The organism is Acuticoccus yangtzensis (genome assembly GCF_001927245.1).
In the GTDB taxonomy this organism is placed as follows: domain Bacteria; phylum Pseudomonadota; class Alphaproteobacteria; order Rhizobiales; family Amorphaceae; genus Acuticoccus; species Acuticoccus yangtzensis.
Map to the genome: position 1 here is coordinate 51876 of NZ_MJUX01000001.1, position 13798 is coordinate 65673.

Sequence of the window (13798 nt, forward strand, 5' to 3'; positions counted from 1 at the left end):
GGATCAGCCGCGCCAGCCGGTCAGCTTGAGGACCACGGCGACGACCACGACCGAGGCCAGCGACAGCGGCAGGAACACCTTCCAACCGAGGCGCATGAGCTGATCGTAGCGGTAGCGCGGGACGATCGCCTTCACCATCGCGAACATGAAGAAGACCGCGAAGGATTTGAGCAGGAACCAGATGATGCCCGGCACCCAGGTGAACGGCGCGAAGCCGAACGGGGGCAGCCAACCGCCGAGGAAGAGGATCGCCGTCATCGAGCACATCAGCGCGATGGAGACGTATTCGCCCAGCATGAACATCATGTACGGGGTCGACCCGTATTCGACCATGAAGCCGGCAACGAGTTCCGATTCGGCTTCCGGCAGGTCGAAGGGCGGCCGGTTCGTCTCCGCCAGCGCGGAGATGAAGAAGACCACGAACATCGGGAACAGCGGCAGCCAGTACCAGTTGAGGAAGGTCAGCCACGGGACGCCCAGCATCGTCGCGAGGCCGGTTTCCTGCGCATAGACGACCTGGCTCAGATTCAGCGAGCCGACGCACAACAGGACGGTGATGATGACGAGGCCGATGGAGACTTCGTAGGAAATCATCTGCGCCGAGGAGCGGAGCGCGCCGAGGAACGGGTACTTCGAGTTCGACGCCCAGCCGCCCATGATGACGCCGTAGACGCCGAGCGAGGAAATCGCCAGCACGAAGAGGACGCCGAGATTGATGTCGGCGATCACCCAGCCGTCGGCCACCGGCATCACCGCCCACGAGGTCAGCGCCAAGGCGGTGGTGACCAGCGGGGCGAGGAGGAAGACGATCCGGTCCGCCCCGGCGGGAATGACCGGCTCCTTCAGCGCGAACTTCGTCAGGTCGGCGAAGGACTGGAACAGGCCGAAGGCGCCCACCACGTTGGGTCCGCGCCGCATCTGCACCGCCGCCCAGATCTTGCGGTCGGCGAGCAGGATGTAGGCGATGATCACGAGCAGGACCACCATCAGCAAGACGCTTTGGAGCGCGATGATGAGGGGGGTCAGGATGTAGGTGCTCCAAAAGTCAGGCATCATCGGTCCCTAGTCGTCCGCGGCACATCTGGTCCTGAACCTTTAGCGGCGGTTTCGCAAGATTGATCGGCATGTGCCGGCGGGAAGGCCGCCGCCCGGCCCCCGTCGGGCGGCGCGGCGGCATCCTTATTCCGCCGCCTCGGCCACGGCGATGTGCTGGTCGTGCCAGAGCTTGGCACACTCGGCCATCACCTTCGACGCGCGGGCGATCGGGTTCGTCAGGTGGAACTCGCGGATCGGGTTGATGAAGGGCCCGTCACCGATCGTCCCGGCCCCGTCCTTCAGCGCGGCGACGCCGGAGGGGTCGGCCGCGGTCACCCGGTCGGTGGCGCCGAGGTGCGGAGCGCCGTCCACCATCGCCCGGTGCAGCGCGGCGAAGCTGTCATAGGGAAGCTGCGCGCCGAGCTGCGCCGACAGGGCGCGCAGGATGGCCCAATCCTCGCGCGCGTCGCCCGGCGCGAAGGCCGCGCGGGTCAGCCGCTGCGGCCGGCCTTCCATGTTGACATAGGTGCCCGACTTCTCGGTATAGGCCGCGCCCGGAAGGATCACGTCCGCCACATGGGCGCCGCGGTCGCCGTGGGTGCCGATATAGACCACGAAGGGCGCTTCCAGCTGGCGCTCGTCCATCTCGTCCACGCCGAGGAGGAAGAGAACGTCGAGGTCGAAGGTGCGGCCCGCGGTGAGGATCTCCTTGCCGGACTTGCCGCCCGGCGCCGGAACGCAGCCGACGTCGAGCCCGCCGACGCGCGAGGCCGCCGTGTGCAGGATGCCGAAGCCGTTCCACCCGTCCTTCACCGCGCCGACATCCTCGGCGAGTTGGGCGGCGGCGGCCAGAACCGCGGCGCCGTCCTCACGGGTCAGCGCGGCCTGGCCGACGATGATCACCGGACGCTCGGCCGCGGCCAGAACGTCGCGGAACTCGCCCAGATCGTTCAGCGAGGCGCCGCCCGCACCGAGATAGCGGTAGGGGTAGGTGAGGTCCACGTTCTCGCCGATCAGGCCGATGGTGGCGCGGTTGCGCAGCCAAGCCTGGCGCAGCTTCACGTTCAGCACCGGCGCGTCCCAGCGCGGATTGGCGCCGACGATCAGCACAGCATCCGCCTCGGACAGGGCGGCGATGGTGGGGTTGAACAGATAAGAGGCGCGGCCCTTGGCGGGGTCCAGCGGCACACCGTCCGTGCGGCAGTCCACCGATGCGACACCGAGGCGGTTCATCAGGTCCTTCAGCGCGAACAACTCTTCGGCCGTCGCCATGTCACCGCCGAGCGCGGCGATGCGCTCCTTCGGCGCCCCCTTCACCTTGGCGGCGATGGCGGCGAAGGCCTCGCCCCAGGTCGCGGCGCGCAGACGGCCGTTCTCCTTCACGTAAGGACGGTCGAGGCGCTGGCTCTTCAGCCCGTCCCAGATGAAGCGCGACTTATCGGAGATCCACTCCTCGTTCACCGCGTCGTTCATCCGCGGCAGGATGCGCATCACCTCACGCCCGCGCACGTCGACCCGGATGTTGGTGCCGACAGCGTCCATCGCGTCGATGGTCTCGGTCTTCGTCAGCTCCCAGGGGCGGGCCTGGAAGGCGTAGGGCTTGGAGGTCAGCGCGCCGACCGGGCACAGGTCGATCACGTTGCCCTGCAGCTCGGAACGCATCGCGCTTTCGAGGTAGGTGGTGATCTCCATGTCCTCGCCGCGGCCGATGGCGCCGAGGTCCGGAACACCGGCCACCTCGGTCACGAAGCGCACGCAGCGGGTGCACTGGATGCACCGGTTCATGATCGTCTTGACCAGCGGGCCGATGTACTTGTCTTCCACCGCGCGCTTGTTTTCCGCAAAGCGCGAGCCGGAGACGCCGTAGGCCATCGCCTGGTCCTGCAGGTCGCACTCGCCGCCCTGGTCGCAGATCGGGCAGTCCAGCGGGTGGTTGATGAGGAGGAACTCCATCACCCCCTCGCGCGCCTTCTTCACGAACTCGGTCTTGGTGTTGATCGTCGGCGGGGTGCCGTCGCGGCCGGGGCGCAGATCCTTCACGCCCATGGCGCAGGACGCCACCGGCTTGGGCGGTCCGCCGACCACCTGGACGAGACACATGCGGCAGTTGCCCGCGATCGACAGACGGTCGTGATAGCAGAAACGGGGGATCTCGGCGCCGGCCGCCTCGCACGCCTGGAGCAGCGTGTAGTGATCGGGCACCTCGATCTCTTCGCCGTCGATGATCAGATTGGCCATAGGTCCTCACACCACAAGGTCGCGCCGGTACGCGGTTCGCGCAGGTCCGCACAACGGGATCGGTCCCGACGCGCGTAGCACGTCATCACCCAAATTGCGCGCCACGGCAACGCCTTCCACATTGAACTAAGGCCAAACTGGCAGCGACGCACGCCCGCAGGCGCCTTTTTTCACGTCCCATTCATGGCTTCCGGCCCATGAGAAGGGCAAACACGTGGCGCCGCCATCACGGCCCCGGCGCCGGTGCGGCAGCGGTCCCCGCCCGCACACAGGGAGACACGAGCCATGACCCTTCGGCCCCTCACATGGTGCGCCATCCTGGCCGCCGCGGCCATCGCCGCAGCGCCTGTCCTCGGAGCACCTGCCCTCACGGCGCCCGCCCTCACGGCGCAGCCCGCCGCGACCGCCACGCTTCAGTTGGCGCAGTGGCACGGCGGCCCGCCTCCCGGCCACGCCGGGCCGACGCCCGGACGTCCCGCACCCGGCCGCCCGCCCATCGTCGTCGACGGGTCGTGGCGCCTCGTCGCGGTGGACCGCGAGGTGGCGCCCGCCGCCGTGCGCGACCGCGTCCGCATCGACTTCGCGCCCGACGGCCAGATCGTCGGCCAAGGCGTCTGCAATTCCTTCAACGGGCGCTACGCCAAGCGCGGCGACGACATCATCATCGAACGCATCGTCTCGACGCGGATGTTCTGCGGCCACGACCAGGCGTGGGAGGATGCGCTGATGCGCGCCCTTTCCGAGGTCGACCAGGTGCAGACCGGCGAGAACCAGGCGCTCGTCCTTTCGAGCCGCGGCCGCGCCCGCATCCGCCTGCGCCGCTTCTGACGACGCAAACGAGGCCGGACGCGTCCTGCGCCCGGCCTCATCTTCAAAGGCCGCGCATGCGTGGCCTTTGCTCCAACGGTCCGCCGCCTGCCGCCGCGGACAGGCCCGCTCTCAGGCCGGCAGACGCGGCTTCTTCCGCCGCTGCCCGCGCACCAGATTGAGAAGCTCTACGAAGCCGCCGAACACCATCGCCGCATAGATGAAGCCGCGCTCGACGTGGAAGTGGAACCCGTCCGCCACCAGCGCCATGCCGATCATCACCAGGAAGGCGAGCGCCAGCATCTTGGTGGACGGATGGCGCGACACGAACTCGGCGATCGGCCCCGCGGCCAGCATCATCACCGCCACGGCCAACACCACGGCGGCAATCATCACCTCCAGATGATCCGCCACGCCGACCGCCGTGATCACCGAGTCGATCGAGAAGACGAGGTCGAGCAGCATGATCTGGCCGATCACCGAGGCCATGCCGGCAGCGACCGCGCCACCCGATTCGTGATGCTCCTCGCCCTCGACCTCGGCGTGGATCTCCGTCGCGGCCTTATAGATCAGGAACAGACCGCCGGCGATCAGGATGATGTCGCGCCAGGAGAGGCCGAACCCGGCGATCTCGACGATCGGCTGGGACAGCGACACGATCCACGCGATCGACGCAAGGAGCACGATGCGCAGGCCGAGCGCGCCCAGGAGGCCGATCCGCCGCGCCTTCGCACGCTCCGCCTCCGGCAACCGGTTCGAGACGATGGAAATGAAGATGACATTGTCGACGCCGAGAACGACCTCGAGGACGACAAGGGTGGCAAAACTCGCCCAGACGGCGGGATCGGTCAGAAGGTCCATAAGCTCCACATCAGCGCACGGTCAATGAACGCGCGACTGTGGCACGGGATCCGCCGCGTCTCGACAAAATGTCGCGGCGCCCTGCCGCGAGGCGCGGGCAGCACCCGCCTGCCGCGAGGGGCCGGCGGCGCCGGTCAGCGCCGCCTCGCCCTTTAGCCTCAGGCCGCAACCTTCGCCGCGAGCTTGGCCACGTGCGCCCCCTGGAAACGCGCCGCGCCGAGTTCGTTCTCGGACGGCATGCGCGAGCCGTCGCCCCGCGTCAGCGTCGTCGCGCCGTAGGGCGTGCCGCCGGTCACCTCGTCCATCTCACTCAGCCCGGCATAGGAATAGGGCAGTCCGGCGATCACCAGGCCGTGGTGCATCAGCGTGGTGATGGTCGAGAGCAAGTTCATCTCGTTGCCGCCGTGCTGCGTCGCGGTCGATCCGAAGGCGGCGCCCACCTTGCCGATCAGCGCACCCTTTGCCCACAGCCCGCCGGTCTTGTCCCAGAACGCGGCCATCTGCGAGGGCATGCGCCCATAACGCGTGCCGGTGCCGACCATGATCGCATCATAGTCCGCCAGCTCCTCCACCTCGGCGATCGGCGCCGCCTGGTCGAGCTTGTAGCCGGACGATTTTGCCAATTCGTCGGGCACCGTCTCCGGCACCCGCTTCACGACGACGTCTGCACCCGCCTCGCGGACCCCCTCGGCCGCGGCATAGGCCATGCTTTCCACATGCCCGTAGGTCGAGTGATAGAGAATGAGAACTTTTGCCATGCGTCAAAACCCAAGTCGTTTGCGGGCGTTACACGAACGCCCTCACCCGACCACCTAGATCGCATCGGCAGCGACGACGACTGCTCTCCCGTCGCATCAGACCTGCACCGGCTTGGCGCGGGGCGTCTGATCGGACACACTCGCCCTCCCGCAACCGGAACACGAACGGGATGGATTTCGAGGCCCCCTGCACAATAATCAACCTCGCCCTACACTTGATTTAATAAACGGGCGCGGCCAACGTTCAAATCCATCCCTGACGCGAAAGACTTATGGCTGAATTCTTCGACGAGATGAACGGAACCGGCGAGACCACCCGTCCCGCCTACGAAATCATCAAGTCGTGGCTCGATGGGGTCACGCCGGAGCAGCTGAAGGCCCGGTCGCGGGAAGCAGAAATGCTGTTCCGCCGAATCGGCATTACCTTCGCCGTGTACGGCCAGAAAGACGCCGAAGAGCGACTGATCCCGTTCGATCTCGTCCCCCGTGTCCTCACGTCCGGCGAGTGGTCGGCCATGTCCCGCGGCCTGGAACAGCGCGTCAAAGCGCTCAACCTCTTCCTCGCCGACATCTACGGGGCGGGCGAAATCATCAAGGCCGGGGTGATCCCCCAGGAACTCGTCTACCAGAACACCTACTACCGGCCCGAAATGGTCGGCGTGAAGGTGCCGCATGACATCTATACCCCCGTGTGCGGCATCGACATCGTGCGGGTGGACGCCGACACCTTCTACGTTCTGGAAGACAACCTGCGCACCCCGTCCGGCGTCTCCTACATGCTGGAGAACCGGGAGGTGACGATGCGCATCTTCCCGGACCTTTTCTCCGAACACGTCATCCAGCCCGTCGACCAGTACCCGAACGAGCTTCTCGAGACGCTGCAGTCCATCGCCCCGCGCACCGCCCCGTCCGAGCCGACGGTGGTGATCCTGACGCCCGGCCAGTTCAATTCCGCCTTCTACGAACACACCTTCCTCGCCGACCGGCTCGGCGTCGAACTCGTCGAAGGGCGGGACCTCTTCGTGCGCGACGATGTCGTCTACATGCGCACCACCGAAGGGCCGCAGCGCGTCGACGTCATCTACCGCCGGCTCGACGACGACTTCCTCGACCCCCTCGCCTTCCGGCCCGATTCGGTGCTCGGCGTTCCCGGCCTCCTGTCGGCCTTCCGCGCCGGCAACGTCACCGTCGCCAACGCCATGGGCACCGGCGTCGCCGACGACAAGGCCGTCTACACCTACATTCCCGAGATCATTAAGTTCTATCTCGGCGAAGATCCGATCCTGAACAACGTCCCCACCTACCGCTGCCGCGAACCCGACGCTTTGAAGCTCGTGCTCGACAAGCTGCCCGAACTCGTCGTCAAGACCGTGTCCGGCTCCGGTGGCTACGGCATGCTCGTCGGCCCCGCCGCCACGAAGGACCAGATCGAGGAATTCCGCGCCAAGCTGAAGGCGGACCCGGACGAGTTCATCGCCCAGCCGACCCTCGCCCTCTCCACCTGCCCCACCTTCGTCGAGACCGGCATCGCACCGCGCCACGTCGACCTGCGCCCCTTCGTCCTCTACGGCTCCAAGGGCATCAAGACCGTCGCCGGCGGCCTCACCCGCGTGGCGCTGAAGGAAGGCTCGCTGGTCGTCAACTCCTCCCAGGGCGGCGGCACCAAGGACACATGGGTGCTGGCATGACCGGCACGCCGCTCATTGATGGTGCTGGCATGACCGGCACCCCGCTCATTGATGATGCTGGCATGACCGGCACGCCGCTCATGCGTGGTGCCGGCATGACCCTCACCCCGCTCATTTCGACCGCGGCGCGCATCGCCGCCTCAATTGACCGGGCGCGCGACCGCGCGGCGGCGGCGGCCCCGAAGGCCCCCGCACGCCCCTTGCAGCGCCACCACTTTGCGGAGCTCGTCTGATGCTACTCTCGCGCGTCGCCAACGACGTCTATTGGCTCGCCCGCTACGCCGAACGCGCCGAGAACACGGCCCGCATCCTCGACGTCGCGTCCCGCCTCTCCGCGCTCCCCTCCACCTATGGCGGCACCACCAACGAGTGGGAATCGGCCATGATCGCGACCGGCGGCGAATACCTCTTCCGCGAACGCTACGAAGAAGCGAACCGGCGCAATGTCATCCAGTTCATGGCGTTCGACCCGGACAACCCGTCCTCCATCTACTCCTGCCTCGCCACCGCCCGCCGCTCCGCCCGCGCCGTACGCACCGCCATCACGCGCGAAATGTGGGAGGCGATCAACGACGCCTGGCTCGACCTTCGGCGCTACAACAATGAAAGCCTGTCACCGCGCCAGCTCTCCGAATTCCTGGAGGGCGTGAAGGCCGCCTGCCTCAAGTTCGACGGCTCCGCCTTCCGCACCATGCTGCGCACCGACGCCCACGCCTTCTTCCGCCTCGGCACCTATATCGAGCGCGGCGACGCCACCGCCCGCATCCTCGACGTGAAATATCACGTCCTCCTGCCGCATACCGACCCCGTCGGCGGCGGCCTCGACTACTTCCAATGGTCGTCCATCCTGCGCGGGGCCTCCGCGCTCGGCGCCTACCAGTGGGTGTTCCGCGATTCCTTGCGCCCCTGGCGCGTCGCCGAGCTTCTGACCCTGCGCAAGGAGCTGCCGCGCTCCATCCTCAACTGCGCCAAGTTCACGCTCGACTTCCTCGACGACCTCGCCAACGACTACGGCCGCCAGGGCCCGGCCCAGCGCGCCGCCAGAGCCTACCACGCCCGCCTCGTCAATTCGTCGGTTGACGCCATCTTCCGCGACGGATTGCATGAGTTCCTGCAGGCGGCCATCAGCGAGAACAACCGGCTGTCCGCCACCATCGAATCCCAGTACCTGCGTTAGGGGCCTATGCGACTCTCGATCACACACGAGACCGAATACCGCTACGAGCAGGCGCCGAACTCGGTCATCGAACTCCTGCGGCTGACACCCGCATCCACCGCCACCCAAACGGTCCGCTCCTGGCGGATCGACGTCACCGGCGACGCCGTCCTGAAGCGGTCGGAGGACGCGTTCGGCAACGTCGTGCACACCTTCTCGGTGCTGTCGCCGGGCGACGAGCTCACCATCACCGCCATGGGTACGGTCGACACGGAGCCCAACAACGGCATCATCGCCGGAACGCCGGAGCGGCTGCCGGTCGGGGTCTACCTGCGCCATACGCCGCTGACCGAGCCGGACGAGGCGATCCGCGACCTCGCCGCGGCCGCGCTCGCCAAGTCCGGCCCCTCGCCGCTCGACAAGGCGCACGTCCTCAACACCATGGTCTTCGAATCGATGACCTATGAGACCGGCCGCACCCACGCCGCCACCACCGCCGCCGCCGCGCTCGAAGCCGGACACGGCGTGTGCCAGGACCTCACCCACATCTTCGTCGCCGCAGCGCGCGTCGCCGGCCTGCCCGCCCGCTACATCTCCGGCTACCAGTACGTCGAAGGCCGCCCGCGCGAGAGCCACGAGAGCCACGCCTGGGCCGAAGTCCACATCGCCGATTATGGCTGGGTGTCGTTCGACCCCACCGTCGGCCTCTCCGCGTCCGACCACTATGTCCGCGTCGCCGTCGGCCTCGACACGATGAGCGCCTCACCGTTGCGCGGCGCCATCTATGGCGGCCTCGGCGAGGTTCTGGACGTCACCGTCACCATCGATTGCTCGGCCGGTCCCGGCGGCCGCATGCGCCAAACCCAAGGCCGCCAAACCCAGTCCATGGGCTGACCGCCACGGGGCGGCGTCCGGTCCCCCCCGGACCGGCCCGGCCCCACCGGCCGCCACGAGAGGCGCCCCACGAAAGGCGCCACCCCCGTCGCAAAGGTGCGTCAGCGGCAAGCCCCGGCGCGGCCTCGCCCCACCCTGATCGCACTGCGGGCTATGGATCCGTGCGGAAGTGCGGTAGAGGAGCGCGCCCCGGCTCCCGCCGCCGCAAACCCCGACGGAACCCCAGCGATGACCTACTGTGTCGGCCTCCTTCTGCGCAAAGGCCTCGTGATGGTCGGCGACACCCGCACCAATGCGGGCGTCGACAACATCGCCACCTTCCGCAAGCTGCAAATCTTCGAAGTACCGGGCGAGCGCGTCATCGCGCTGGCGACCGCCGGCAACCTCGCCGTCACCCAGGCGGTGGTGAACCACATGCTGGAGGGCCTCCCCGGTCCGGACGGCGACGTGCAGACGCTCTACACCGTCACCTCCATGTTCGAGATGGCCCAGTTCGCCGGCCGCGCCGTGCGCACCGTGCGCGAGCGTGATGCGGAGGCCCTCGCCCAGGACGGCAGCGGCTTCGACTGCGCGATGCTGGTCGGGGGGCAGATCGGCGAGCGGCGCCTGCGCCTCTTCATGGTCTACCGCGCCGGCAACTTCCTGGAATCGACGGAGGACACGCCCTTCCTCCAGATCGGCGAGCACAAATACGGCAAGCCCATCATCGACCGCTCGGTGACCTTCGACACCCCGCTCGACGAAGCGCTGAAGATCGCCCTCATCTCGATGGACTCCACCATCCGCTCGAACCTTGCCGTCGGCATGCCCCTCGACGCGATGATCCTGCCGCGCGACGGCCTCGCCTGCTCGGTCAACGTGCGCATCACCGACGGCGACCCCTATTTCGGCCACGTGCGCGATTCGTGGTCGAACGCCTTGCGAGAGGCGCATCTGTCGATCCCTAACCCGCCCTACAGCCACAACCGCTGAGGGCACCGCCTGCGCCTGCCGTCTGACGCCTGCGCCAGCGCCTCCCGTTTGGCGCCTGCCGCCGGCGCAGGCCTCGGCCTCTCGGCCAGCCGCACCACCCCGCGCGCCTGCCCCGCGAAGTCAGCCAGGGACCAGACCGTCAGGCCATGATCCGCGTCATCTGTTAGCGAGATCATGCGAGGGGTGTCGATGATCGGCGCGTTCCAGCAACTGATGCTGTCGGCCAGCATCTACATCATCTGCGCGTTCGTCCTCGGGTTCGTCTACGAGCGGATCGGGACGAGCGGTTGGCGCCAGGTCGGTTTCGGCGCCGTCATGGGCGCTGCGATCATGGGCCTCGAGCTCACGCCGCTCGAATTCTCCACCTTCGTCGTCGACATCGACACGCCGCTTCTGTTGATCTCGACCCTTTATGGCGGGCCGATCGCGGCGGCGCTGGTGCTGCCGGGCCCCGTCCTCATCACCATCTTCGCCGAGCATCCGGACCTCGTCTACGAGCTGACCATGGCGGTCGCGCCGGTGCTTATCGGCCTCACCGTTCTCGCCACCTGGGTGGCGTGCGGCTGGGAGGTCGACCGGCGGGCCGTTCTCGTCTGCGCGCTCCTGTCGCCGCTCACGCTCTTGCCGAGCGCGCTGCCGATCGAGGACAGCGACGTCGACGCGCTCAGCGTGCTCGCGGTGTGGACGGCGGCCGGAACGCTCATCTTCGGCCTGATGCTCGCCCATGAGCTGAAGCGCGCCCGCTTCTCCCGCGCCCGGCGCAAGCAGCGCCTCTTCGATGCGCTCACCGGCACCATCCCGGCCGAGGTCTTCCAACAGCAGCTCGAGCACCAGTGGCGCCTGCACGAGCGCTACGGCCATCAATATTCCTACCTCATGATCTCGATCGACGACGCCGCCGCGACGCGCGAAGATCTCGGCATGAAGGAGTGGGAGCGCATGCGCGCCCTGGTGGCGACGTCGATCCTTCACGCCACCCGCGATTCGGACGTGTGCACCGCCATCGAATACGACCGCTTCGGGCTGCTGCTGCCGCACGCCAGCCTTCCCTACGCGCTGCCCGTCGCGCAGCGGGTGAAGGAGGCGGTGGACGGCGCGACGCTGGTCGCCAAACCAGCGGCCCCTGTGACCGTGTCCATCGGCTGCGCCGATGTCGAAGGCACCCAGTCGCCGGGCGACGTGCGCGCTGCGGCGGAGGGCCAGCTCTTCCTCGCCACGGCCAAGGGCAAGCGCGGCGTCATCTCGCCGGACCCCGAAAGCTTTTCCGACGGCATCGTGCGGTCCTTTCCGGGCAACAGCGGCCGCCGCAGCGACGAGTTGACCGCGGCCCCGCAGACGGAGTCCCAACTCCTCACCCGCAACAACCATGTGGCGTGAGCGGGGCGAGGTCGCCTGAGCCGGGCCGCGTGAGCGGGGCGAGGTCGCCTGAGCCGGGCCGCGTGAGCGGGGCGAACCCGCGCCCGCCCCCGGCGAACCTCTCCTATGCGCATTCCCCGTCCGGGGGGCCGTGGCATGATCGGCCGAGATGGCTTAAACGGCGCCCAACTCAACGCGGGAGACAGGCATGAGCGACTGGCCGATCCACGGCACCATCTCCGGCCCGATCGTGATGATCGGGTTCGGGTCCATCGGGCGAGGCACGCTGCCGCTCATCGAACGGCACTTCAACTACGACAAGAACCGGATGGTCGTCATCGACCCGTCCGACGCCGACAAGGCCCTCCTCGACGAGCGCGGCATCACCTTCATGCAGCTCGCCATCACCAAGGACAATTATCGCGACGTCCTCACCCCGCTCCTCACCGAAGGCGAGGGCCAGGGCTTCTGCGTCAACCTCTCCGTCGACACCTCCTCGCTCGACATCATGAAGCTCACCCGCGAGCTCGGCGTCCTCTACATCGACACCGTCGTCGAGCCGTGGCCGGGCTTCTACTTCGACCCCGCCGCCAAGCCGGAAACGCGCACCAACTACCACCTGCGCGAGACGGTGCGGTCGGAGAAGGCGGCCAATCCCGGTGGCACCACGGCGGTTTCCTGCTGCGGCGCCAATCCCGGCATGGTCTCCTGGTTCGTCAAGCAGGCCCTCCTCGACATCGCCAAGGACCTCGGCCAGGACGCCGCCGCCCCCGCCGACCGCGAAGGCTGGGCCAAGCTGATGCAGTCGCTCGGCGTCAAGGGCGTCCACATCGCCGAGCGCGACACCCAGCGCACCAAGCACCCCAAGCCGATGGACGTGTTCTGGAACACCTGGTCCGTCGAAGGCTTCATCTCCGAGGGCCTGCAGCCGGCCGAGCTCGGCTGGGGCACGCACGAGAAGTGGATGCCGGACAACATGTGCGTCCAGCCCGAGGGCTCCGGCTGCCGCTCGGCCCGCTTCCTTCTGCAGCCCGGCGCCAACACGCGCGTTCGCACCTGGTGCCCCACCCCTGGCGCCCAGTACGGCTTCCTGGTGACGCACAATGAAAGCGTCTCCATCGCCGACTACTACACCGTCGGCGAGGGCCTCGACCCCGAGTATCGCCCGACCTGCCACTACGCCTACCACCCGGCCAACGACGCCGTGCTGTCGCTGCACGAGATGTTCGGCCAGAACGGCAAGCCGCAGTCCAAATTCCACGTTCTCGACGAGGACGAGATCGAGGACGGCATCGACGAGCTCGGCGTCCTCGTCTACGGCCACGCCAAGAACGCCTACTGGTACGGCTCGCAGCTCTCCGTGGAGGAGACGCGCCGCATCGCCCCCTACCAGAACGCGACCGGCCTGCAGGTGACCTCGGCCGTCCTCGCCGGCATGGTGTGGGCGCTGGAAAACCCCACCGCCGGCATCGTCGAGGCGGACGAGATGGACCACGCCCGCTGCCTCGAGGTCCAGCTTCCCTATCTCGGCCCCGTGAAGGGCTATTATACGGACTGGACCCCGCTGGAAGGCCGCCCCGGCCTCTTCCCCGAGGACCTCGACACCGCCGACCCCTGGCAGTTCCGCAACGTCCTGGTGCGCTAAACCGGTGCGCTGAGCCTGCGCCTTCACCCGGCGCGCTCCCAAAGCGCGCCGGCCCCGCGCCCACTCGTGCGCACCAACGCCGGGCCACCTCACCGCGGCCCGCCTCCGATCACGGCCACCACCCCCGACGGTGCGGCACCGCCCGACACAGCGGCGGCGCACTCGGCTCCGCGTCGCGCCACCTTGCTCCGCGTCGCGCCACCTTGCTCCGCGTCGTGCCACCCGGCTGCGCGTCACGCCGCCCGGCTCCACGTCACGCCGCCTTGCACGGCGGTCGTCCCACGCCGTGCCTCGCAGCCCCCGTGCACCACACGCCCCGGCGCCGGCACCACAGGCCGCCACCACACAACCGCCGGCCACACAGCCGCCGGCCACACAAAAGCGTGCA

General features: G+C 68.1%; 12 protein-coding genes. 8 read left to right on the top strand and 4 right to left on the bottom strand.

From position 1 onward, the window contains the following. Nucleotides 1-3: 3 nt before the first annotated feature. Nucleotides 4-1053, bottom strand: a complete 1050-nt coding sequence (gene nuoH, locus BIX52_RS00215; protein WP_075220038.1) for an NADH-quinone oxidoreductase subunit NuoH — start codon at nt 1051-1053, stop codon at nt 4-6. 126 nt (nt 1054-1179) lie between these two features. Beyond that, a complete protein-coding gene (gene nuoG / locus BIX52_RS00220) occupies nt 1180-3273 on the bottom strand; it encodes an NADH-quinone oxidoreductase subunit NuoG (protein ID WP_075219042.1) in 2094 nt (697 codons plus the stop codon). A gap of 285 nt (nt 3274-3558) precedes the next feature. On the opposite strand from nuoG, the gene BIX52_RS00225 reads away from it, so the two are divergent. Then, complete coding sequence (locus BIX52_RS00225; RefSeq protein ID WP_075219043.1) at nt 3559-4101, top strand: META domain-containing protein; 543 nt, start codon at nt 3559-3561, stop codon at nt 4099-4101. 111 nt (nt 4102-4212) lie between these two features. On the opposite strand, the gene BIX52_RS00230 is transcribed toward BIX52_RS00225, so the two are convergent. Both BIX52_RS00230 and wrbA read right to left on the bottom strand, forming a co-directional pair. After that, entirely contained in the window at nt 4213-4941 is a 729-nt protein-coding gene (locus tag BIX52_RS00230; protein WP_075219044.1) for a TerC family protein, read from the bottom strand. 158 nt (nt 4942-5099) lie between these two features. Beyond that, nucleotides 5100-5699 (bottom strand): NAD(P)H:quinone oxidoreductase, encoded by a 600-nt coding sequence (gene wrbA / locus BIX52_RS00235; protein WP_075219045.1) that lies wholly within the window; start codon nt 5697-5699, stop codon nt 5100-5102. 272 nt (nt 5700-5971) lie between these two features. On the opposite strand from wrbA, the gene BIX52_RS00240 reads away from it, so the two are divergent. The 7 genes from BIX52_RS00240 to BIX52_RS00275 all read left to right on the top strand — a co-directional run bounded on the left by BIX52_RS00240 (nt 5972) and on the right by BIX52_RS00275 (nt 13410). After that, nucleotides 5972-7387 (top strand): circularly permuted type 2 ATP-grasp protein, encoded by a 1416-nt coding sequence (locus BIX52_RS00240; RefSeq protein ID WP_075219046.1) that lies wholly within the window; start codon nt 5972-5974, stop codon nt 7385-7387. After that, nucleotides 7384-7620 (top strand): hypothetical protein, encoded by a 237-nt coding sequence (locus BIX52_RS00245; protein ID WP_075219047.1) that lies wholly within the window; start codon nt 7384-7386, stop codon nt 7618-7620. The genes BIX52_RS00240 and BIX52_RS00245 overlap by 4 nt, the downstream gene beginning before the upstream one ends. Beyond that, nucleotides 7620-8564 (top strand): alpha-E domain-containing protein, encoded by a 945-nt coding sequence (locus tag BIX52_RS00250; protein WP_075219048.1) that lies wholly within the window; start codon nt 7620-7622, stop codon nt 8562-8564. The genes BIX52_RS00245 and BIX52_RS00250 overlap by 1 nt, the downstream gene beginning before the upstream one ends. A 6-nt stretch (nt 8565-8570) precedes the next feature. Continuing rightward, the gene (locus tag BIX52_RS00255) at nt 8571-9437 is read left to right on the top strand and encodes a transglutaminase family protein (RefSeq protein WP_075219049.1); all 867 of its coding nucleotides are present in this window, start codon (nt 8571-8573) and stop codon (nt 9435-9437) included. Nucleotides 9438-9665: 228 nt separating this feature from the next. Beyond that, a complete protein-coding gene (locus BIX52_RS00260; RefSeq protein ID WP_075219050.1) occupies nt 9666-10409 on the top strand; it encodes a proteasome-type protease in 744 nt (247 codons plus the stop codon). Between the two features lie 189 nt (nt 10410-10598). Next, nucleotides 10599-11786: a GGDEF domain-containing protein gene (locus tag BIX52_RS00270; RefSeq protein ID WP_157956174.1), complete on the top strand. Its 1188-nt coding sequence runs from the start codon at nt 10599-10601 to the stop codon at nt 11784-11786. 187 nt (nt 11787-11973) lie between these two features. After that, nucleotides 11974-13410, top strand: a complete 1437-nt coding sequence (locus BIX52_RS00275) for a homospermidine synthase (protein ID WP_075219053.1) — start codon at nt 11974-11976, stop codon at nt 13408-13410. Nucleotides 13411-13798 lie beyond the last annotated feature (388 nt).